The sequence below is a fragment of the Devosia honganensis genome (assembly GCF_042648785.1).
GTDB lineage: Bacteria > Pseudomonadota > Alphaproteobacteria > Rhizobiales > Devosiaceae > Devosia > Devosia honganensis.
The window spans coordinates 713,977-736,353 of record NZ_JBHRYD010000001.1; the positions used below are offsets into that span (position 1 = coordinate 713,977).

Annotated in this window: 18 protein-coding genes; 8 read left to right on the forward strand and 10 right to left on the reverse strand. The window is 66.2% G+C overall.

Annotated elements, in window-relative coordinates:
* The first annotated feature begins 190 nt into the window (after positions 1-190).
* Together ACFOOL_RS03445 and dxs are read left to right on the forward strand one after the other, a co-directional pair.
* The gene (locus tag ACFOOL_RS03445) at positions 191-1,786 is read left to right on the forward strand and encodes a DUF882 domain-containing protein (RefSeq protein WP_380094881.1); all 1,596 of its coding nucleotides are present in this window, start codon (positions 191-193) and stop codon (positions 1,784-1,786) included.
* 146 nt (positions 1,787-1,932) lie between these two features.
* Positions 1,933-3,861 carry a 1-deoxy-D-xylulose-5-phosphate synthase gene (gene dxs / locus ACFOOL_RS03450; protein WP_380094883.1) on the forward strand — a complete coding sequence of 643 codons (1,929 nt, stop codon included), beginning with the start codon at positions 1,933-1,935 and terminating at the stop codon, positions 3,859-3,861.
* 240 nt (positions 3,862-4,101) lie between these two features.
* Here the strand turns inward: dxs and ACFOOL_RS03455 are convergent, their stop codons facing one another.
* Positions 4,102-4,365, reverse strand: coding sequence for a DUF2312 domain-containing protein (locus ACFOOL_RS03455; RefSeq protein WP_380094885.1), 264 nt, complete (start codon positions 4,363-4,365; stop codon positions 4,102-4,104).
* A gap of 235 nt (positions 4,366-4,600) precedes the next feature.
* Here ACFOOL_RS03455 and ACFOOL_RS03460 point away from each other — a divergent pair, with 235 nt between their 5' ends.
* The 3 genes from ACFOOL_RS03460 (at position 4,601) to ACFOOL_RS03470 (ending at position 7,411) form a co-directional block, all read left to right on the forward strand.
* A complete protein-coding gene (locus tag ACFOOL_RS03460) occupies positions 4,601-5,155 on the forward strand; it encodes a DUF1036 domain-containing protein (RefSeq protein ID WP_380094887.1) in 555 nt (184 codons plus the stop codon).
* On the forward strand, positions 5,152-6,591 hold the full coding sequence (gene pyk, locus ACFOOL_RS03465; protein ID WP_380094889.1) for a pyruvate kinase: 1,440 nt from the start codon (positions 5,152-5,154) through the stop codon (positions 6,589-6,591). The genes ACFOOL_RS03460 and pyk overlap by 4 nt, the downstream gene beginning before the upstream one ends.
* Before the next feature lie 112 nt (positions 6,592-6,703).
* Positions 6,704-7,411, forward strand: a complete 708-nt coding sequence (locus ACFOOL_RS03470; RefSeq protein WP_380094891.1) for a hypothetical protein — start codon at positions 6,704-6,706, stop codon at positions 7,409-7,411.
* Positions 7,412-7,506: 95 nt separating this feature from the next.
* Here ACFOOL_RS03470 and ykgO read toward each other — a convergent pair whose 3' ends face one another.
* Positions 7,507-7,632, reverse strand: a complete 126-nt coding sequence (gene ykgO, locus ACFOOL_RS03475) for a type B 50S ribosomal protein L36 (RefSeq protein WP_046105532.1) — start codon at positions 7,630-7,632, stop codon at positions 7,507-7,509.
* A 172-nt stretch (positions 7,633-7,804) separates the two neighbouring features.
* Between ykgO and ACFOOL_RS03480 the strand changes: the two genes are divergently transcribed.
* On the forward strand, positions 7,805-8,287 hold the full coding sequence (locus ACFOOL_RS03480) for a response regulator (protein ID WP_380094893.1): 483 nt from the start codon (positions 7,805-7,807) through the stop codon (positions 8,285-8,287).
* Positions 8,288-8,296: 9 nt separating this feature from the next.
* On the opposite strand, the gene ACFOOL_RS03485 is transcribed toward ACFOOL_RS03480, so the two are convergent.
* The 8 genes from ACFOOL_RS03485 to ACFOOL_RS03520 all read right to left on the reverse strand — a co-directional run bounded on the left by ACFOOL_RS03485 (position 8,297) and on the right by ACFOOL_RS03520 (position 19,796).
* Entirely contained in the window at positions 8,297-9,322 is a 1,026-nt protein-coding gene (locus ACFOOL_RS03485; RefSeq protein WP_380094895.1) for an ABC transporter ATP-binding protein, read from the reverse strand.
* Positions 9,322-10,305: an ABC transporter ATP-binding protein gene (locus ACFOOL_RS03490; protein WP_380094896.1), complete on the reverse strand. Its 984-nt coding sequence runs from the start codon at positions 10,303-10,305 to the stop codon at positions 9,322-9,324. Before ACFOOL_RS03490 ends, ACFOOL_RS03485 begins: the two co-directional genes overlap by 1 nt.
* Positions 10,305-11,225: an ABC transporter permease gene (locus tag ACFOOL_RS03495; protein WP_380094898.1), complete on the reverse strand. Its 921-nt coding sequence runs from the start codon at positions 11,223-11,225 to the stop codon at positions 10,305-10,307. The genes ACFOOL_RS03490 and ACFOOL_RS03495 overlap by 1 nt, the downstream gene beginning before the upstream one ends.
* Positions 11,225-12,148: an ABC transporter permease gene (locus ACFOOL_RS03500; protein WP_380094900.1), complete on the reverse strand. Its 924-nt coding sequence runs from the start codon at positions 12,146-12,148 to the stop codon at positions 11,225-11,227. The genes ACFOOL_RS03495 and ACFOOL_RS03500 overlap by 1 nt, the downstream gene beginning before the upstream one ends.
* A gap of 106 nt (positions 12,149-12,254) precedes the next feature.
* Positions 12,255-13,865, reverse strand: a complete 1,611-nt coding sequence (locus ACFOOL_RS03505) for a peptide ABC transporter substrate-binding protein (protein ID WP_380095909.1) — start codon at positions 13,863-13,865, stop codon at positions 12,255-12,257.
* Between the two features lie 210 nt (positions 13,866-14,075).
* A complete protein-coding gene (locus tag ACFOOL_RS03510) occupies positions 14,076-15,359 on the reverse strand; it encodes an acetyl-CoA C-acetyltransferase (protein ID WP_380094901.1) in 1,284 nt (427 codons plus the stop codon).
* A 1-nt stretch (position 15,360) separates the two neighbouring features.
* The gene (locus ACFOOL_RS03515) at positions 15,361-17,322 is read right to left on the reverse strand and encodes a 3-hydroxyacyl-CoA dehydrogenase NAD-binding domain-containing protein (protein WP_380094903.1); all 1,962 of its coding nucleotides are present in this window, start codon (positions 17,320-17,322) and stop codon (positions 15,361-15,363) included.
* Positions 17,319-19,796, reverse strand: a complete 2,478-nt coding sequence (locus ACFOOL_RS03520) for an acyl-CoA dehydrogenase (protein WP_380094905.1) — start codon at positions 19,794-19,796, stop codon at positions 17,319-17,321. The genes ACFOOL_RS03515 and ACFOOL_RS03520 overlap by 4 nt, the downstream gene beginning before the upstream one ends.
* A 369-nt stretch (positions 19,797-20,165) precedes the next feature.
* On the opposite strand from ACFOOL_RS03520, the gene ACFOOL_RS03525 reads away from it, so the two are divergent.
* Positions 20,166-21,878 carry a long-chain-fatty-acid--CoA ligase gene (locus ACFOOL_RS03525; RefSeq protein ID WP_380094907.1) on the forward strand — a complete coding sequence of 571 codons (1,713 nt, stop codon included), beginning with the start codon at positions 20,166-20,168 and terminating at the stop codon, positions 21,876-21,878.
* Positions 21,875-22,270 (forward strand): MerR family transcriptional regulator, encoded by a 396-nt coding sequence (locus ACFOOL_RS03530; protein ID WP_380094908.1) that lies wholly within the window; start codon positions 21,875-21,877, stop codon positions 22,268-22,270. The genes ACFOOL_RS03525 and ACFOOL_RS03530 overlap by 4 nt, the downstream gene beginning before the upstream one ends.
* Positions 22,271-22,377: the final 107 nt, after the last annotated feature.

A 22,377-nucleotide genomic window follows, 5' to 3' on the forward strand; every position in this document is an offset into this window, starting at 1 on the left:
CGGTTTCGCCTTGGTTGCGCCCGGTTTTGCCCGTAATAACGAAGGCGTGAGGCACCGGCCCGGCCGGGTCGCATCCGGTTAGCGTTAACAAAATCGTTCGGTTTTGACGCTAACATCCCACCATATCTGGCGATTGAACCGGGCAGAGTTTGGCGTGACGGGGATGGGGATTTTCAATTGGGGGCGTCGTGTGCGGCTTGTCGCCGGCGCGATCATGGCAGTCTCGGCCATGCTGGCCGCGGCACCGGCCCAGGCCGCCACCGAGCGGGCGCTCTATCTCCACTATACCCACACCAAGGAAACCGCGCGGATCGTCTTCAAGCGCGACGGCCGATATGTGCAGTCCGGCCTCAACCAGCTCAACCAGTTCCTGCGCGACTGGCGGCGCAACGAGCCCGCCAAGATGGACCCGCGCCTGTTCGACCTGATCTGGGAAGTCTATCAGGACGTGGGCGCGACCCAGCCGATCAACGTGGTCTCGGCCTATCGCTCGCCGGCCACCAACGCCATGCTGGCCAAAACCTCGTCCGGCGTCGCCGACGATTCCCAGCATATGCGCGGCACCGCGATGGATTTCTTCATTCCCGGCGTGCCGCTGACCAGATTGCGCGCCGCCGCCATGAAAAAGCAGGTGGGCGGCGTCGGCTATTATCCCAATTCAGGCAGTCCGTTCGTGCATCTGGACACCGGCTCGGTGCGCGCCTGGCCGCGCATGACCCGCGCCCAGCTCAAGGAATTGTTCCCCGACGGGCGCACCATGCACCTGCCCACCGACGGCAAGCCGCTCTCCCAGGAGGGCTATCAGGTCGCCCTGGCCCAGTGGAAGCAGTGCCATGCCTATCCCTGCAATGCCTCCAGTTCCGGCACCAGGGTGGCCAGCGCCGGCAGCGGCCGGACGCTGATGGACGTGCTGTTCGGCGGCAATGGCGCCGAGGCGGCGACCCCGCCGGCCCCGGCGCCGGCACCGCAGGTCCAGACCGCAGCCCTGTCCCAGCCTGTCGCCCCTGCCATGCCGGTCATGCGGCCCAGCGATCTCGATGCCGGAAACGGCGCCATGCCGGCCGTCGCCATGGCCGAGGCCGCCCCGATCCCCTTCGCCACCAGCGGCAGCGCGCCGCTGACGGACGAGGAGCTGGGCGGGAACGCGGCGGTCGCCGTGGCCCTGCCGGTCGCCATGCCGACCGATCTGCGCAGCGATGCGGTGACCGCGCTGGCGGCGCTGACCGCCCCCACCATGCCCACGCCCCGGGTGATCATGACCGATCCGCCCGCCGACGTCCTGACCGCCTATGCTCCCGCCGCCCTGCCCGATCCGGGCGCGCAGCAGGCGCTGGAGGCGATCATCCGCAACTCCGCCAATGCCGGCACGCCCCCCGCGCCGCCCGCTGCCCGCGTTGCGCTGGCCCCGCCGGTCCGGGCCGCGGCCGGCCTGCGCGCCAGCCAGCCGGCCCCCCGGGCCAATGCGTTCGCGGGACTTTTCGACCACACCTTCGAGGCCGCCGGCGCCGCCGACACGACCCCGCTGGCCCAGGCGCTCGCCCGCCATGTCGCCGGGCGCGCTGACGGCCCCATGCGCCGGCCCGATTTCGTCGCCCCCGACCTCGAACACGTCGCCGACCTCTTCACCGCCCCGGCGGCGCTCGCCTCCGGTCATTTCGCCGTCATCTTCGACCATGACGAGGCCGATTTCGATCCGACCCCCGAAATGGGCCGCTATACCGCCGTCCAGGGGGTGGGCACGGATATCGCCGGCCTCTCCCCGACCCGCTTCGCGCAGCTCGACTGAGCCTGCGCCATCGGGATGGCCTGCCTTGCAAAAGCCCCGATGGTGCCGTTCAACGCCCTCTCCCCGGGCCCGGGGGCGGGCCGGCATTGCCAAGGCCCGGCCCGAGGCATAAACAGGGGCCGATCCAGCTAATCACGGGGACCAGTTTGGCCGACAAGCCTTCCACGCCGCTGCTCGACACCGTCCGGAGCCCAGCCGACCTGCGCGCCCTGCCGCGCGAGCAACTGCGCCAACTGGCCGACGAATTGCGCGCCGAAACCATCGAGGCCGTCTCGGTCACCGGCGGCCATCTGGGCGCCGGGCTGGGCGTGGTGGAGCTCACCGTGGCGCTGCACGCCGTCTTCGACACCCCAAATGACCGCATCATCTGGGATGTCGGGCACCAGGCCTATCCGCACAAGATCCTCACCGGCCGCCGCGACCGCATCCGCACCCTGCGCCAGAAGGACGGCCTGTCCGGCTTCACCCGCCGCGCCGAGAGCGAATACGACCCCTTCGGCGCCGGCCATTCCTCGACCTCGATCTCGGCCGGTCTGGGCATGGCGGTGGCCAGCGAGCACCTCGAGACGCCGCGCAATGTCGTCGCCGTCATCGGCGACGGCGCCATGTCGGCCGGCATGGCCTATGAGGCGATGAACAATGCCGGCGCCATGGATGCCCGGCTGATCGTCATCCTCAACGACAACGACATGTCCATCGCCCCGCCCACCGGGGCGCTGCGCACCTATCTGGCCCATCTGGTCTCCGGCCCGGTCTATCGCGGCACCCGCGAGGCGGCCAAGACCTTCGTGTCGAAGCTGCCGCCCTTCCTGCACGAGCCAGCGCGCAAGACCGAGGAATTCGCCCGCTCCTTCTTCACCGGCGGCACGCTGTTCGAGGAACTGGGCTTTTACTACGTGGGGCCCATCGACGGGCACGATCTCGACCACCTGCTGCCCATCCTCGAAAATGTCAGGGATTTCGGCGGCGGCCCGATCCTCGTCCATGCGGTGACCCGCAAGGGCAAGGGCTACGAGCCGGCCGAGAATTCCGCCGACAAATATCACGGCGTCAACAAGTTCAACGTCATCACCGGCGCCCAGGCCAAGGCGCCCTCCAATGCGCCCTCCTACACCTCGGTCTTCGCCTCCTCGCTGATCCAGCAGGCCGAGGCCGATCCGCGCATCGTCGCCATCACCGCCGCCATGCCCTCGGGCACCGGGCTCGACAGGTTCGCCGAGCTGTTTCCCACCCGCATCTACGATGTGGGCATCGCCGAGCAGCACGCGGTCACCTTCGCCGCCGGGCTCGCCAGCGAAGGCATGCGCCCCTTCTGCGCCATCTATTCGACCTTCCTGCAGCGCGCCTACGACCAGGTGATCCACGACGTGGCCATCCAGGGCCTGCCGGTGCGCTTCGCCATCGACCGGGCCGGCTATGTCGGCGCCGACGGCCCCACCCATGCGGGCAATTACGACAATGCCTATCTCGGCGCCGTGCCCGGCCTGGTGCAGATGGCCGCCGCCGACGAGGCCGAATTGCGCCACATGGTGGCGACCGCCGCCGCCTATGACCGCGGCCCCATCGCCTTCCGCTATCCGCGCGGCGAAGGGATGGGGGTCGACATGCCGGCGCGGGGCGAAGCCCTGCCCATCGGCAAGGGCCGCATCCTGCGCCGCGGCGCCACCATCGCCCTGCTCTCCTACGGCACACGGCTCGGCGAAGTGCTCGCCGCCGCCGACAAGCTCGCCGCGCTCGGGCTCAATCCCACCGTGGCCGACGCCCGCTTCCTCAAGCCGCTGGACGAGGAACTGATCGCCGAGCTCGCCGCCGGCCACGACGTGCTGATCAGCACCGAAGAGGGCGGGCTGGGCGGCTTCGGCAGCCATGTGGCCACCTTCCTCGCCACCAACGGCCTGCTCGACGGCAAGCTGCGATTCCGCCCGCTGATGATTCCCGACACCTTTGTCGAGCATGCGAGCCAGGCCGAAATGTATGCGGCCGCCGGCCTCGACCACGCCGGCATCGTCAAATCGGCCCTCGCGGCGCTGGGCTACGATCAGGCGGCGCTGAACGCGGCACTGGCCAAGGTGTAGCCTGCTTCGTTCCGCTGCAGGTGAAACGCAAACGCCCGCTGACGCGGGCGTTTGGTCCAATGCGCAAAGCTGCCTTAGAGCCTTTCATTGTAGGCGGAATCGTTGCTTTTGCTCCCCTCCCCCTTGAGGGGTCGGGGGTGGGGGTCCTTCGGTGATCTCCCAAACCACCCCCTCCCCATCCCTCCCCTCAAGGGGGGAGGGAGCGCTGGTCGCCGCTTCCGTTCACAATATGAAAGGCCCTTAGTGCTCGGGCGGCGCCTGCACCATGCCCAGGGCCGACATGTAGAGCTCGAGCAGCGCTTCCTGCTCCATGCGCTCATTGGCATCCTGCTTGCGGATGGCGACGATCTTGCGCAGGATCTTGGTGTCGAAGCCGTTGCCCTTGGCTTCGGCGTAGATTTCCTTGATGTCGGCGGCGATGGCCGCCTTTTCTTCTTCCATCCGCTCGATGCGCTCGATGAAGGCGCGGAGCTGATCCTGCGCGACGCTGTCCTCGACGGCCATGGGCAACCTCTCTGGTCGGTCCGCAGCCGGGATCGGGCGCCGGGCGGACATGAAAATGAACGGGAAACTTTCCAGCCCCCATCAACCCCATGCCCCCGAGCGGTTCAACCTTTTTATGGGCAAATCCACACCCTGGGGAAAATGGCGGCGCGCCGGTCTCGCAATTCCGTCATATCGGGCCATTAACCATTGACCTCGCCATCCGCATCGGCTCAAAGAAGGGCACGTTTTCCCAATGTTTCCCGGCGTCCACTTGCACGGCATCCGTCTCTGCTCGCTCCTGCTGATCGCGTCCCTGGGTGGCTTCATGGCCATGACCGCGCCCGCCCGTGCCGATCTGCGCATCTGCAACGAAACCGCCAATCTGGTTTCGGTCGCCCTGGGCTATCGCGCCGAGCGCGGCTGGATCAGCGAGGGCTGGTGGCAGACCCCGCCCGGCGACTGCCGCGTGCTCTATCAGGGCAATCTGCAACGGCGCTTCTATTATCTTTATGCCGTGGACGATATCGGCGGGGGCGCCTGGAACGGCCAGGTCTTCATGTGCACCCGTGACGAAACCTTCACCATATTCGGGGTTGAGGATTGCCTCGCCCGGGGTTATGAGCGCACCGGGTTCTTTGAAATCGATACACAGAACCGGACCGACTGGACGCTTCAACTCACCGAAAGCGCCGGCGAGCCGAGCATTGTCGGCCCGGATCTGGGCGAAGACCTCGAAGACCCGGCCTTCCTCGTCGATCCCGACGCTCCCGACACTCCCCTAACGCCAGACGATATGGATACGCAATGAGACGGATCAGACGCGCGAAGATCCTCGCCACCCTCGGCCCCGCCAGCCATGAGGAGAAGATGATCGAGGAACTGGCCAGGGCCGGGGCGGACGTCTTCCGCATCAATATGAGCCATGCCAGCCACGAATTGCTGCACCAGACCGTCGCGCGCATCCGCAGCGTCGAGGCGCGCCTGGGGCGCCCTATCGGCATCCTGGCCGACCTGCAGGGCCCCAAGCTGCGCGTGTGGAAATTCGTCGGCGGCGCGGTCAACCTGGCCGCCGGACAGAAATTCACCCTCGACAGCCATCAGGACGACGAGGGGACGGCCGAGCGCGTCTACCTGCCCCATCCCGAGATCATCGAAAGCGTCTCGGTGGGCGACCGCCTGCTGCTCGACGACGGCAAGCTCCAGCTCCGGGCGACCAAGGTGGGCAATGGCGCCATCGAGACCGAGGTGGTCTATGGCGGCAAGCTCAGCGACAAGAAGGGCGTCTCCCTGCCCGACACGCTCCTGCCCACCGGCGCGCTGACCGAAAAGGACCATGCCGACCTGCTCGAGGCGCTCAAGGCGGAGGTGGACTGGATCGCCCTCTCCTTCGTGCAGCGCCCCGAGGACATCATCGATGTGAGGAAGATCGTCCAGGGCCGGGCCGGGGTCATGGCCAAGATCGAAAAGCCGCAGGCCATCGAACGGCTGGAGGAGATCGTCAAGCTCTCCGACGCCATCATGGTGGCGCGCGGCGATCTGGGGGTCGAATTGCCGCTCGAGACCGTGCCGGGCCTGCAAAAGCGCATGATCCGCATGTGCCGCCGCTACGGCAAGCCGGTGATCGTGGCCACCCAGATGCTCGAATCGATGATCTCCTCGCCGGTGCCCACCCGCGCCGAAGTGTCGGACGTGTCCATCGCCGTCTTCGAGGGCGCCGACGCCGTCATGCTCTCGGCCGAGAGCGCCTCGGGACAGTACCCGGTCGAGGCCGTCGCCACCATGAACAAGGTGGCGGCCGCGGTCGAGGGCGACGCCAATTACCGCAACATCATCCGCGCCGCCCAGACCGAGCCCGAGGCCACCGCGGCCGACGCCATCTCGGCCGCCACCCGCCAGGTCGCCGAAACGCTCGATCTGGCCGCCATCGTCACCTATACCGCCTCGGGCTCGACCGGCATCCGCGCGGCGCGCGAGCGGCCCAACAAGCCCATCATCGCCCTCTCGCCCAATCTGCGCACCATTCGCCGGCTGTCCATCGTCTGGGGCATCCATTGCGTGCAGACCGAGGATGCGGTGAACCTGGAGGACATGGTCGATCGCGCCTGCGTCATCGCCTACCAGGAAGGCTTCGCCCGACCCGGCGACCGCATCGCCATCACCGCCGGCGTACCCCTGGGCACACCCGGGGCCACCAATATGCTGCGCATCGCCTTCGTGCGGCAGGACGGCGCCGGCTCGAGCTGAGGCTCCAGCCGGGCGCGGTCGTTCCCCGCCCATCGTCATGGCCCGGTCCGGGCATAGGTATAACTTTATTAACGATAAATCTTAATGATCTGCCCCGTATACGGGGGCGAAATTGCGACGTCTGACACTTGCCGCATTGGCCATTCTGGCCCTGTCCATACCTGTCTCGGCGCAGGAGGACGGCTTTTTCGCCGGTCTCGACCTGACCGGCGGCGCGGCCTTCGGATCGTCCAGCACCACCAATGGCGGAATGGCCCCCGATGCCGGCGGCGTCGTCGCCAACGTGACCTTCGGGAACACCATCGGGATCGGCGGCCATGTGGGGCGCCGGATCGACCCCGCTCTTTCCGCCTTCGTCAGCTATCGGCATATACGAGGAAGCGTGAGCTGGGATGCGCATTTTTCCCGCTATGGCGGGACATCCGATTTCGGGGGCGATGCAATCAGCAATGTGATCATGGCAAACATCGCCCATGACTGGGTTGTTGCGGACGAGACCTTTCTGCGGACCAGCGCCGGGCTGGGCGTGTCGATCAACTCCCTCACCGGCGTGATCGAAACCGACAGGGCTTCGGGCTCGTTTGTTACCGACGTGGCCGACCATGCCAGCCTAAGTCCGGCCCTCGAGATCGGCGCCGGCCTTCGGCATAGGATCACGCCCGCTGCAGTATTGGGCCTTGAGGCGGCGATCTCCTATGCCGGCGGCTTCAGGACCGGGGACACCAGAAAGGGTAATATGGGCGTCACGGCGATAACGCCCTACGAGATCGACCACGTCTGGCGCGCCGATCTGGGCGCCTCGGTAAAGTTCGCTTTTTAGGTCGTTTCAGCGTTTCACGCGAGCGAAGGCGACCGGCAGAAACGACAAAGCCCGCCGGAGGCGGGCTTTGGAAAACTGGCAGCATAGGCGCTGGCTCAGCCCTGGCGGGCCTTGAAGCGCTTGTCCACCTTGTTGATGATGTAGACGCGTCCGCGGCGGCGGACGAGCTTGTTCGCGCGGTGGCGAGTCATCAACGCCTTCAGCGAATTGCGGATCTTCATCTTTCAAATCCCCGGGTCAAACAAAAGGGGCGCCAAGGCGCCCGGAAACTGGCCTCTACATAAGGAAACCGGCCCCGCCTGTCAACGCGCCTTCGCGCAGTTTTCGCCGTTAACGCGCCGGTCAGGATAATATCCTATCATCTTGCATCGCGGCAAATTGCGGTGTGTGCCCATGACCAGCGAAATTATCTACCGGACCGGCGCCCTGATCATCGATCCTCAGCCCAATATGGCCAGCCTGGTCGGCGCCATGCTGCGCTCCATCGGCCGGCGCGACATCTGCGAAGCCTTCGACGCCAAGGCGGCACGACTCGAGCTGGCGCGGCGCGACTTCGAACTCATCATCATCGACGAGGCCCTGCCCGGCACCGACGCGGTGGAACTGGTCCGGTCCCTGCGCCGGGACCGGGACAGCCGCAATCGCCTCACCCCGGTGATCATGATGGCCGCCGCCCCCGGCGCCGCGCGCATCGCCGCGGCGCGCGATGCCGGCGTCACCGAATTCCTGCGCAAGCCATTCGCCGCCAATCATCTCAAGTCCCGCCTCGACACCATCGCGGCCAGCCCCCGGCCCTTCATCGAAGCGGCCGCCTATGCCGGTCCCGACCGCCGCCGCCGGACCGTCGCCATCGATGCGGACCGACGCGGCGGCTGAGGCGACGGCTCAGCCGCCCGGCGCCGCCTCCAGGGCCCTTTCCGCCTCGATCTCGCGCCAGCGGATGCAGGCGACCAGCCGGCCGTTTTCAAGCTGCTCCAGCGGCGGCCGGATTTCGGCGCACCGGGGTCTCGCATGCCGGCAGCGGGTGCGGAAGGGGCAGCCCGAGGGCGGATTGATCGGCGAGGGGATTTCGCCCTTGAGCGCGTCGATATTGCGCTGCCGGGCCAGCCTGGGGTCGGGGATCGGCACCGCGGTCAGCAGCGCCTGCGTATAGGGATGCTTGGGATCGCCATAGATTTCGTCGCCGCTCGCCAACTCGACGATCCGCCCCAGATAGAGCACCAGAATCCGGTCGGAGACATGGCGCACGACCGACAGATTGTGCGAGATGAAGATCAGCGTCAGCCCGAACTCGTCCTTGAGCTCGGAGAGCAGGTTGAGGATCTGGGCCTGGATCGAGACGTCCAGCGCCGAGACCGGCTCGTCGCAGACGATGAGCTTGGGCTCGGTGACCAGCGCCCGCGCGATGCCGATGCGCTGGGCCTGCCCCCCGGAAAATTCGTGCGGGTAGCGATTGATCATCTCGGGCAGGAGCCCCACCGCCTCCATGATCCTGACCACCCGCGCCCGCCGCTCCGTCCGGTTGAGCTCGGGCCGGAGCTCCCGGAGCGGATCCTCGATGATCTCGCCCACGGTCATGCGCGGATTGAGCGAGGCCAGCGGGTCCTGGAAGATGATCTGCAGATCGGCGCGGCGTCGGCGCATGTCCTCGCCCGAAAGGCGCGTCAAATCCTGGCCCAGCCAGAGCACCTGTCCCTGGTCGGGGCTGATCAATTGCAGGATGCAGCGCCCCAGCGTGGACTTGCCGCAGCCGCTTTCCCCCACAATGCCCAGCGTCTCGCCCTGGCGGACGGTAAAATTGATGTCGTCGAGCGCCGTCAGCGTCAGCGTTCGCGAAAACAGGCCCGTGGCGATGGAGAAGGTCTTCTTCAGGTCGCGGATTTCGAGCAGGTTGCCGGGCGACTGGATCATTACGCCACCTCTTCCGATTGCAGCGGGCCTTCGTAAAAGCACGCCTTTTCCCGCCCCTCGCCGGCCGGAAGCAGCAGCGGCCGCTCCTCGATGCACCGCGCGAAGCAGAAGGCGCAGCGCGGGTGGAAGGAACAGCCCTGCGGCAGGTGCTCGAGGCTGGGCGGCAGGCCCTGGATCGGATCGAGCCGCTCGGCGCGGCGGGCGATATGGGGGGTCGAATGCAAAAGACCCAGCGTATAGGGATGGCGCGGGTCGTAGAACAGATCGTCGACCCTGCCCTTTTCGACAGCCCGCCCGCCATACATCACCATCATCCGGTCGGCGACCCCGGCCACCACCCCCAGATCGTGGGTGATCAGCACCAGCGACGTGCCGAAATCGTCGGTCAGCGACTTGAACAGGTCCAGCATCTGCGCCTGCACCGTCACGTCGAGCGCCGTGGTCGGCTCGTCGGCGATCAGGATCTTGGGCTGGCACAGCAGCGCCATGGCAATCATCACCCGCTGGCGCATGCCTCCGCTCATTTCGTGCGGATAGGCGGCGGCGCGCTTGGCCGGCTCGGGAATGCCCACCCGCTCCAGCATCTCGATGGCGGCGCGCTCAGCCTTGCCCCGGTCGAAGCCGCGATGCTTGACCAGCACTTCGGCCAGTTGCGTCCTCACCTTGAGGCTGGGATTGAGCGAGGTCATCGGATCCTGGAAGATCATGGCGATGTCCTTGCCTCGGACCCGGTCGAGCTGCGACGCCCCCAGGCCCAGAAGGTCGATATCGCCCAGCAGGGCCCGGCCCGAGGTGCGCCCGTTCCGGGCCAGCAGCCCCATGATGGCGAGGAAAGCCTGGCTCTTGCCCGAGCCGCTTTCGCCCACCACCGCCAGGGTTTCCCCCGCTTCCAGCGAGAAGCTCAGCTCGTTCACCGCCCGCACTTCGGTGTCGTGCAACTCAAAGGTGACGCCGAGGTCGATTACGTCGAGAACCTTGCTCATCAGCGATCCTTGGGGTCCAGCGCGTCGCGCAATCCGTCGCCGACATAGGTGAGGCACAACAGCAGCGTCACCAGCACCACCGCCGGCCCGATCAGCAGCCAGGGCATCACTTCGGTCACCTGCGCCCCTTCCGAGATCAGCGTGCCCAGCGAGGTCTGCGGCTCCTGGATGCCCAGGCCCAGATAGGACAGGAAGCTTTCGGTGATGATGATTTCGGGAATGGTGAGCGTGGCGTAGATCACCACCGGCCCGGTGAGGTTGGGCACGATATGGCGGATGATGATGGTCCAGGGCCGCGCGCCGCTGGCCTTGGCCGCCTCGATGAATTCGCGCTCCTTGAGGCTGAGCGTCTGGCCGCGCACGATGCGCGCCATGGTCAGCCACTCCAGGGCGCCGATGCCCACGAACAGCAGGATGGGGCTGCGCCCGAAGATCACCACGAGGATGATGACGAACAGGATATAGGGCAGCGCATACATGATATCGACGAAGCGCATCATGACCGCGTCGACCCGTCCGCCCAGATAGCCCGAGACGGCGCCGTAGACGATGCCGATGACCACCGACACGATGGTGGCCACCGCCGCCACGATGAGGCTCATTTGCGTGCCCTGCAACAGCCGGGCCAGCAGGTCGCGGCCATTCTGGTCGGTGCCCAGATAGTGCATCTTGTCGAAATCGGGCGGCTTGCGGATGGCCCCCCAATCCACCTGCGAATAGCCCCAGGGCAGGAAATAGGGGCCGATAAAGGCGATCAGCACGATGGCCGCGATGAGGAACAGCGACACCAGCGCCGCCTTGTTGGCCAGCAGCCGCCGGATGGCGTCGTCGGTGAGCGAGCGGCCCTTGGGCGCATCCAGCGCCGCCAGCTTCTCGGCGTAGAGATTGAGGGTTTCGTCCTTGCGGGTAATGCCGGCCATCAGCGGTACCTCACCTTGGGATCGAGCCAGGCATAGGCGAGGTCGACCAGCAGATTGAGGACGAGGATGACGGCCATGTAGAGGATGACCGTGCCCAGCACGAGGCCGTAATCGCGGTTGAGGGCGGCATTGATGAAATATTTCCCGATCCCGGGCAGGCCGAAGATCTGCTCGACGATCAGCGAGCCGGTCAGCAGATAGGAAAGACCCGGCCCCAGATAGGAGACCACCGGGATGAGCGCCGGCTTGATGGCGTGGCGCGTCAGCACCAGCCGCTGGCCGATGCCCTTGGCGCGCGCCGTGCGCACGTAATTGCTGCCCAGGACCTCGATCATCGAGCCGCGCATCAGCCGCGAGATACGGGCGGCATGCGGCCAGGCCAGTACCACCACCGGCAGGATGAGATGGGCAATGGAGCCCACCCGGTAGCCGCCCGCCGGCAGCCATTTGAGATAGACGCCGAACACCAGCTGCAGCAGGCTCCCCATGAGGAAATTGGGAACCACCACGCCGATCATCACCACCAGCACCAGCACATAGTCCGGCCATTTGTTCTGCGTCACCGCCGCGATGACGCCCGCGATCAGGCCGATAATGGTGGCGATGACGAAGGCGACGAGCCCGAGCATGACCGAGAAGGGCAGGCCCAGCGCCAGGAGCTGCGAGACGGTGAAATCCTGCACCACCATGGACGGCCCCAGATCGCCGCGCAGCAACCGGCCGATATAGAGCAGATATTGGGTGATCAGCGGCTGATCGAGATCATAGGCGGCGCGCAGATTGCGCAGGATCGTTTCGGGCAGCGCCCGTTCCTGGTCGAAGGGGCCGCCCGGAGCGAGCCGGAGGATGAAAAAGCACGCCGTGACGGCGATCAGGGCGACGGGGATGGCGGACAGTACCCGGCGCAGCGCGTAACTGAGCATTTCGGCATTCCTTGTCCGCGGCTCCGAGCATCCGCAGGAAGGGGCCTGTGGAATGCGAGCGGGACGAAAGGGGATCGCTGCATCGGCAGCGACCCCCAGGATCGGGTTACTCGGCCTTGGACAGGTAGCGCGTCAGGTGACGGTCCACCGCATTGTCCTCGAAGCCCGAAATCTTCGGAGAGACCACCCATTTGGACACGTAGTAATAGATCGGCAACACGCCGAACTCGTCCATGGCGATGGCCTCGGCCCGATGCATCAGGCCGGCACGCTCCACCAGATCCAGCTCCGTCGCGGCCTGGGCCAGCAGGTCGTCATATTCCGCATTGGAATAGCGGCCGTAATTATTGCCCCAGGCGACGGTGCCGCTGGCTTGTTGGGTGCCGGACTTGAGCAGGTCGAGCATGTTGGAGGCGTCGTTATAGTCCATCAGCCAGCCGGCCCGGCCGATCTGGAAGTCGCCGGCCTGCAGGGCGTCATAGTGGGGCCCCACTTCGGCGTTGAACAGCTCCACCTTGACGTGGATCGGCTCCCACATGGAGGCGATGGCCACCGCGATGCGGCGATGGTTCTCATTGGTGTTGTAGCGCAGTTGCAGGTTGAGCGGATTGTCGGCGCTGTAGCCGGCCTCCTCCATCAATCCCCTGGCTTCCTCGACGCGGGCGCCATAATCCTCGCTGGCCCAGTCGGGCATATATTGCTCGCCCTCGTAATTGGCCGTGCCCGGCGGCACCCAGCCATAGGCCGGCAATTCACCTGTCCCCAGCACGTCGGGGCCGATCACTTCGCGATTGATGGCGATGGACAGCGCCTTGCGGACATTGACGTCTTGGAGCTCCTCGCGCTCCTGGTTCATCACGTAGTAATAGACGCCCAGGAACGGCGCGACATGCGCCTCGCCCGGATACTGGTCCTGCAAAAGCTGGTACTGGTCGGCCGGGAAGCTCGAGAGGATGTCGAACTCGCCGGCGCGGTAGCGGTTGAGCGCGGCGTTGTCGTCCTCGGTGATGTGATAGACCACCTCGTCGATGGCGACATTGGCGGCGTCGTAATAATGCTCGTTCTTTTCCGAGCGCACGAAGGAACCCGGCACCCATTCCACCGGCACATAGGGGCCGTTGGCGACCACATTGCCGATCTGGCTCCAGTCCTCGCCATGCTCCTCAACGACATGGGCCGGCACCGGATAGGCGGTATAATGGGTCAGCGCCGCCAGGAGATAGGGCGTCGCCGCATTGAGGGTGATCTCGACCGTCTTGTCGTCGAGCGCCTTGACGCCCAATTCATCGAAATCGGTGATCTCGCCCGAGTTGATGCCTTCGGCGTTCTTCACGAAATACATCAGATAGGCATAGTCGGAGGCGGTCGCCGGATCCTGCAGGCGCTGCATGCCGAGCACGAAATCCCCGGCGGTCACCGGCGTACCGTCGGACCACATGGCGTCGTCGCGCAGGGTGAAGGTATAGACGAGGCCGTCATCGGAGACCTCATAGGACGCGGCCTGGCCCAGAACCGGCTCGCCGGCCGGGTCCAGGGTCATCAGCCCCTCGATATAGTCGCTGATCGGACGATCTTCCCAATTGCCCGATGCCTTGTGCGGATCCAGCGTGCGCGGGTCCCCGCCATTGTGCAATTGCAGCGTTACGGCGGACGCTGCCGTGGTCAACATCAGCGCCATGGCGCCGGCGGTCGACACCGCCTTGAGGGCTGTGGTGATTTTCATGCTCGTCCCATCTCCTTATGGAATTCTGCGTTTCTCCAACGGCCGCCCATTGCACACGGCGGCTCATTCTCTATTGCCGGCGGGATTTTACCCGCCGGTCAAGATTTCCGGACGGTATCCCGCAATTCCGTCCACTGACAAGCGAAAGATTGACCTAAACGTCATCTTATCTCCGCTTGGAAACCCGGAACGCCGGGCAGACGCTCACCCTGCCGCCTCCAGCAGGGCCGCAACGCCCATGCCGCCGGCGGTGCAGACGGAAATCAGCGCCCGCTTGCCAGCCTGCCTGGCCAGCAGGCTGGCCGCCAGCCCCAGAATGCGGGCGCCGGTGGCGGCGAAAGGATGGCCATATGCCAGGCTCGACCCCTTGACGTTGATCCGCGCGGGATCGATCTCGCCCAGCGGCGCGTCCCGCCCCAGCACCTCGCGGCAATAGGCCGGGTCCTTCCAGGCCTTGAGCGTGGCGAGAACCTGCGCCGCGAAAGCCTCGTGCAATTCGAAATAATCGATATCGGCAAAGCCCAGCCCGGCCCGTCCGAGCATTTCGGAAACCGCGATGGTGGGTGCCATCAGCAGCCCCTCGCCATGGGCGAAATCATTGCCCGCCACCCGGCCCGTGGTCAGCCAGGCCAGGATCGGCAGGCCGCGCGCGCGCGCCCATTCCTCGCTCGCCAGCAGCACCCCCGCCGCGCCGTCGGTCAGCGGGGTCGAATTGCCCGCCGTCAGCGTGCCATGGCCGCTGGATTTGTCGAAGGCGGGCTTGAGCGTCGCCATCTTCTCCATATTGGCGTCGGGCCGCACATTATTGTCGCGCAAGAGACCGGCACAGGGCACCAGCAGGTCGTCATGAAAGCCCTCCTCATAAGCCTGGGCGGCATGGCGATGACTGGCGACGGCGAACTCATCCTGCTCCTTGCGGCCGATCTTCCACTCGCGCGCCATCAATTCGCAATGCTGGCCCATGGACAGCCCGGTGCGCGGCTCGTTGACCGAAGGCGCGACCGGGGCCAGTTCGCCGAAGGAGAAGCCCTTGAAGGCCTTGAGCTTTCGCCCCGCGGTCTTGGCGGCATTGAGCGCCAGCAGCCGGTGCTGGAATTTCGGGCCGAAAACGATGGGGCTGTCCGAGACGCTGTCCGAGCCGGCGGCGATGCCGCTCTCGATCTGCCCCGAGGCGATCTTGCCGGCCAGCATCAGCGCCGCCTGCAGGCTGGTGCCGCAGGCGATCTGCATGGTGGTGCCCGGCGTACGCGGGGACAGGCCTGCATCGAGCAGCGCTTCCCGGGCGAGATTGAAATCGCGGCTGTGATTGAGCACGGCCCCCGCGACCACCTCATCCACCTTCTCGCCCCGGAGCCCGTATTTGTCGGCAAGGCCGGCCAATACCGTGCCCAGCATGGCCAGGTTGGTTTCATCCACATAGGCGGTGCCGCCCCGGGCGAAGGGGATGCGGGCCGAGCCGACAATGGCGACGCGCTTGAGTTGGGTCATGTCACGCCCTCCCATCGGCGCGGGCTTTTAGCGGGCCGCCCAGGAACGGCGCGAAACCGGTGCCCAGGATCACGCCGATATCGGCCTGTTCGGGCGAGGCGACGACGCCTTCCTCGACCACGAGCGCGGTCGCATCGACCAGCGGCTTCACCAGTTCCCGGCCCAGCCCGGCCAGATCGGCATGGGGCGGCACCGGCCCCTTGACGGCCCGGCCCTTGTCCCATCGGTAAAAGCCCTCGCCGCTTTTGCGGCCCAGCCTGCCCTCGGCGACGAGCCGGGCGAAGCGGCTCTCGGCCGGCACTTCATGGCCCAGTTCCATGGCCACCGACCTGCCCACGTCGAGCCCGACCGTGTCCATCAATTCGATCGGCCCCATCGGCATGCCGAAGGCGAGCGCGGCCGCATCGAGCAATTCCTTGCTCTCGCCGCGCTCCACCTGCTCCACCGCGCCCAGCATATAGGGCATCAGCACCCTGTTGACGAGGAAACCGGGCGCCGACTTGACCACCACCGGGCTCTTGCCGATGGCCAGGGCGAAGCTCGCGCCCCGGGCGATGGCCTCGTCGGCATTGAATTGCGAACGGATCACCTCGACCAGCGGCAATTGCGCCACCGGGTTGAAGAAATGCAGCCCGATCAGCCGGCTCCTGTCCTCCAGGGCCTCGGCAATGCGCTCGAGCTCGATGGAGGAGGTATTGGTCGCAAGGATGGCGCCGGGCTTCAGCCTCCGCTCCACCTCGCGGAAGATTTCCTGCTTGACCTCGAGCTTTTCCACCACCGCCTCGATGATCACATCGGCGCGCGCAGCGCCCTTGCCCTCGGGATCGGCCACCAGCCGCAGCATGGCGGCGTCGACTTCGCGTTTTTTGCGGTAACGCTTGCGGAACAGTTTTTCGGCCCGCTCGAGCGCCGGCCCGATGCGCGCCATGTCCAGATCCTGCAGGGTGACGCTCATGCCGCGATAGGCGCACCAGGCGGCGATGTCCCCGCCCATGACGCCGGCGCCGATCACGTGGACACGGGAAAATCCGGCGCCCTTCTCCCCCTGCTTCTTCAACCCTTCGGAAAGGAAGAAGACCCGCCGCAGATTGGTGGCGGTGGGCGAGCCCATCAGCGGCACGAAGGCGTCGATCTCGCCGCGGATCATCGCCTTCCAGTCGTCGCCATGCTGCTCGAACAGGTCGATCAGCGCATAAGGGGCCGGATAGTGCTCCTTGCGCGCCTTCCTGCCGGCCTGTTCGCGCATCCTGCCCGCGGCATAGCTGCGCAACGGCCCCAGCCCCATGATCCTTTTCGACCAGGGCGCCGGGCGCGACCGGCGCTGTTCCAATACCGCCCGCCGCCCTTCCCAGCGCAGCATGTCGCGGTGGCGCACCAGCTTGTCGACCAGATTGAGCCCGCGCGCGGCACGGGCCCGCAGCATTCTGCCCGTGAGCATGATTCCCATGGCATCGACCGGTCCCGCCTGGCGGATCGAGCGCCCGGTGCCCCCGAAGCCGGGGAAAATGCCCAGATTCACCTCCGGAAAGCCGATCCGGGTTTTTTCGTCATCGACCGCGATGCGGTAATGGCAGGCCAGCGCCAGTTCCAGCCCGCCGCCGAGGCAGAAGCCATGAATGCCGGCAATGACCGGAATCTTGAGGTTTTCGATGCGCGCGAACAGGGCATGGGTGCGCCGCAGCGCCTCGGGCAGCACCGAAAAATCGCTCATGGCGTCGAATTCGGAAATATCCGCGCCGGCGATGAAGCCGCTGTCCTTGGCCGAAAGCAGCACCACCCCGATCAATTCGTCCGAACTGGCCAGATCCTCGAGGCGCGCCACCAGCGTTTCGAGTTCCATGATCGCCTCGCGGCTCAGCGTGTTGACCGAGCCACCCGGAGATTCGATGGTCAGCCAGCCGATCTTTTCCAGATCGGCATGGAAGCGCCAGTGCCTGGTATCGGTTGCCTGGGGGGCGATCATCTGGGCTCCTCTCTCGTCGCTGGCCGCGGCCCGGTCGGCTCGAGCACGTCCATGCCGAAATCATCCACCTGCACGGCCCGTTCCGTGGCTTCGTCCGCCGCCCGCATCAGCCCCGCCTCGTTGTCGTTGAGGACGCCCGCCGCCACCGCATCGGCAATGGCGTCGCGGTCGAGCCGCCTTTCGACGACGCCCCGGCGCACGGCCTTGACGAATTTGGCTTCCACCTCCTCCGCCTCGGTCACCTTGACAAAGGCATCTTCCAGAACGCCGGTGACGTCATTGGGGTCCATGGAAATATAGACGCCGGTAGTCAGGCGGTCGCGGAAGGGACCGGGCCGCAGCACGGCGCGCACGAAACGGTAATTGACCCGGTCGGTGGACGGCCGCGCATGCCGCCCGAGCGGGAAGCACAGCACCCGCATGGCCCACCCGAAGAAAGGATTGGGGAAATTGGCGAAGACTTCCCCGAAAATCCGCTCCATCGAGGCGATCCGGTCGTCCAGTATCGCCTCGACCAGTTCCCTGTCCTCGGCGATCCGCCCTTCCTCGTCGAAGCGCTTCAGCGTCGCCGACATGAGGTAAAGATCGCCCAAAAGGTCGGCCATGCGCCCCGAAATTTTCTGCTTGCGCTTGAGCGCCCCGCCCAGCACCACCGTGGTCCAGTCCGCCACCAGTGCGAAATCCTGCGCATAGCGGTGCAGGCGCCGGTAATAGCGCGCCATCGGCCCGTCATTGGGCGCCGAGGCGAACGCGCCATTGGTGAGCCCGTGCAGGAAACTCGCCACGATATTGCGCAGCATGAATTTCGCATGCCCGCCGAAAGCGGCGTCGAACGCGGCCAGCCCGGCGCGCCGGCCGGTGGCCTGCACCGCCTGGATTTCCCTGAGCAGATAGGGATGGGCCCGGAGCACGCCCTGGGCGAAGGTCATCAGCGTGCGGGTGAGGATATTGGCCCCCTCCACGGTGATCGCCACCGGCATGGACTGGTAGGCGCCGAACAGATAGTTGCCCGGCCCGTCCTGGATGGCGCGGCCGCCCTGGATGTCGAAGGCGTCGTCCATGCTGTCGCGCATGGCCTCGGTGGTGGTGTATTTGAGCAGGCCCGCAATGACCGCGGGACGCTGGCCCTCGTCCACCATCGAGGCGGTCAGCCGCCGCGCCGCCTCGAACGCATAGGCGCGCTTGATCATCTCGCCCAGCGGCTCGGCGACGCCCTCCATGATCCCGATGGGAATCCCGAACTGGCGGCGCACCCGCGCATAGGCGGAAGTGGCGCGCAGGGTCTGCTTGATCGAGGTGGCGCCGATGGCCGGCAGCGAGATGGCCCGGCCGGTGGAGAGGCACTCCATCAGCATGCGCCAGCCCTGTCCGGCATATTCGGTGCCCCCGATGAGGAAATCCATCGGGATGAAGAGATCCCTGCCGCGCACCGGCCCGTTCATGAAGGCCTGCCGGGCCGGATAATGGCGCTTGCCGATATCGAGGCCGGGATGATCGTGCGGGATCAGCGCCAGGGTTATTCCGATATCGGCGTCCCGGCCCAGCAGGCCGTCCGGGTCCTTGAGGATGAAGGCGAGACCCACCAGCGTGGCGATGGGGGCGAGGGTGATGTAGCGCTTGTCGAAGGAAAGGCGGACGCCCAGAACCTCCTCACCGCCATAGGTGCCGCGGGTGACGACGCCGATATCGCGCATGCCCCCGGCATCGGACCCCGAATGCACCCCGGTCAGCGCGAAACAGGGCACCTCCTCGCCGGTGGCGAGGCGGCGAAGATATTTCTCCTGTTGCGCCGGAGTGCCGTAGCGCTCGAGCAATTCGCCCGGCCCCAGCGAATTGGGCACCATGACCGTGATCCCGGCCGCCACCGAGCGGCTGGCGATCTTCGAGACGATCATCGACTGGGCCTGCGCCGAAAAGCCCAGCCCCCCGTGCTGCTTGCCGATCAGCATCCCCAGAAAACCCTTGTCCTTGAGGAATTGCCAGAGCTCGGGGGAAAGATCGGCGCGGTTGTGGCGGATATCCCAGTCGTCGATCATGGCGCAGGCGGTTTCGGTCGGTCCGTCGAGAAATGCCTGCTCCTCCGCCGTCAGGGTCAGCGGGCGGATATCCATCAGCCTGGACCAGTCGGGGCGGCCGGAAAACAGTTCCGCGTCCCAGCCGACCGTGCCGGCATCCAGCGCCTCCTGTTCGGTGCGGCTCACCCTGGGCAGGATCGACCGGACGGCGCCGTAAACCGGCCGCGTCAGGACGATCATGCGGATCGGCTTGATGGCAAGGATCAGCAGCAGCGCCCCGAGGCCGATCAGCGTCCAGCCGAACCAGCCGAGACCGTACACCGCCCCGGCGCCGACGAAATCGAGGCCGGACAGCGCCCCCAGGGCCAGCAGCGCCACGCCCCACTGCCAGAGCGGACTTTCCCGCACGGCGAGCGTCGCAAATCCGGCAAGACCGATCGCAACCAGCAGCAGGGTCATCGTCGCCATCCTCCTCGGACGGTCGCGGCCCCGGAGGACGGGAACGGCGTCCGTCGCCATCGATACCGGCCCGCCGGACCGTCCCCGGCTGCCCGCCAGCATAGCGCGGCGGGGCGGGATTGTGGAGGTCAGTCTACCCAAGTTTACGTATACGTCAACTAAAGGCCCGATCGGTCCATTCTCGTTCGCCGCGTTCGAACGGCTTTGCAAAACTGTCATATTCAGCGGCAGCGAATTGACGCTAACGTAAGCCCGTGGGATAGTTTTCCCGGCAAGGCCGCCTGACAAGGTGCCAAAGAGCGCCCACGGCATGGCCTCGCGCGGAGCGAGCAGACCGCTACCCCATCGGGGAAATTGGAGGAGACACGCATGGAAATTCCTGGCCGAGACGACGACGCCCGCCCCTGGATCGCCTCCTATCCCGAAGGCATCGCCTGGGACGCCGAGATCGACACCACCCCGGTCCATGAACAGGTGCTGGCCGCCTGCGCCAGGACCCCCGCCGCCGTGGCGCTGGATTTTCTGGGCGGCACCACCACTTTCGGCGAGCTGGGCCGCAAGATCGTCGCCTTTGCCGGGGCGCTGCAATCGCAGTTCGGCGTCCGGAAGGGTACGCGCGTGGCGCTCATGCTGCCCAATACGCCTTTTTATCCCATCGCCTATTACGGCGTGCTGCGCGCCGGCGGCATCGTGGTCAACTGCAATCCGCTCTATACGGTCTCCGAGCTGAGCCATGTGGTCGGCGATGCCGGCGCCGACCTCATGGTGACGCTGGATCTCGAGCAGATCTTCGGCAAGGGCGAAGCCCTGCTCGCCGCCGGCCTCGTCAAGAAACTGATCGTGTGCCATTTCCCCGACGCGCTGCCGCCGCTGAAAAAGCTGCTGTTCTCGCTGGCCAAGCGGAAGGACCTGGCCAGGCCCCGGAAATCGCCCCATGCTGCCTCCCTCAGCGCCTTCGACGAACTGATCGCGCGCGGCGACGCCCCCGACCCGGTGGTCATCGACCCGCAGAGCGACGTTGCCGTGCAGCAATATACCGGTGGCACCACCGGCATTCCCAAGGGGGCGCTGCTCACCCACGCCAATATCGCCGCCAATATGAGCCAGATCGACAAATGGGGGTGTGGCCTGTTCTACCCGCCATCCAAGGTCGTCGCGGCGCTGCCCTTCTTCCACATCTTCGCCATGACGGTGTGCATGAACGTGCCGCTGTGCAACGGCACCCCGGTGGCCATGCTGCCGCGGTTCGAACTGAAGGCGCTGCTCGACCTTTTCGGGCGCACGAAAGCCAATGTGCTGCCGGCCGTGCCCACCCTGCTCAACGCCATGGCCCGCGCCGGCAGCGTCACGCCCGCGCGGCTGGCGAGCCTCGAGGTCGCCATTTCCGGCGGCGCGGCCCTGCCCGACGAGGTGCGCCACGCCTTCGGGAAGAAATCCGGCGCCATCCTGGCCGAGGGCTATGGCCTCACCGAAGCCTCGCCGGTGGTCTGCTGCGCCGCCTTGCGCGAACCCTCCAAACCCATGTCCATCGGCCTGCCGCTGCCCGCCACCGATATCCGCTTCGTCGACGTCGACAGCGGCGAGCCGGTCGGCATCGGCGAAAATGGCGAGCTCCAGGTCAAGGGGCCGCAGGTCATGGCCGGCTATTACGAGGATGAGGAGGCCACCACGGCGGCGTTCCAGGACGGCTGGCTGCGCACCGGCGACGTGGGGCACATGGACGAAGACGGCTATGTGTTCCTCGTCGACCGCATCAAGGACCTCATCATCTGCTCGGGCTTCAACGTCTATCCGCGCACCATCGAGGAAGCGGCCATGGCCCATGAGGCGGTCGAGGAAGTCAACGTCATCGGCGTTCCCGACGAGTATCGCGGGGAGGCGCCCATCGCCTTCGTCAAGCTCAAGGACGGCATGTCGCTCACCGAAGCCGAGCTCAAATCCTTCCTTGCCGAACGGATCAACAAGATCGAGATGCCCAGACAGGTCATTTTCAAGGACGCGCTGCCCAAGACGCTGATCGGCAAGCTGTCCAAGAAGGAACTGCGTGAAGAATACGCCCAGATGAAAGCCGGAAAGTCGTGAACCGCCCAGATGCCGAAAACCGCGACCTGTTCGCCATAGCCGATCTCGCCAGGGAGTTCGGCATTTCCACCCGCGCCATCCGTTTCTACGAATCCAAGGGCCTGCTCTCGCCCGAACGGGTCGGGGCCACCCGTGTCTTCCGGCGCCGGGACCGGGCCCGGCTCATTCTTATCCTGCGCGGCAAGCGCCTCGGTTTCTCGCTGCGCGACATTTCCGACTATCTGAGCCTCTACGACGCCGACCGCACCCAGCAGGTTCACCTGCTGGTCGAAAAGGTCGATGAGCGCATCGCCCTGCTCGAACGCCAGCGCAAGGACCTCGAAACCACCATAAGCGAACTGCGCGAAATCAGGGCGCTGGCGGGAGAGGGTCTCAGCAAGAAGGCGGGCTGACGCGGAAGCGCTATCGCTTGCGCCCCTTGTGACTGCTGGTCATCAGGTCCGGCTTTTTCGGCCTGGTCCAGCCCTTGGGCGGCTGGCGGACGGGGACATGCGTGCCA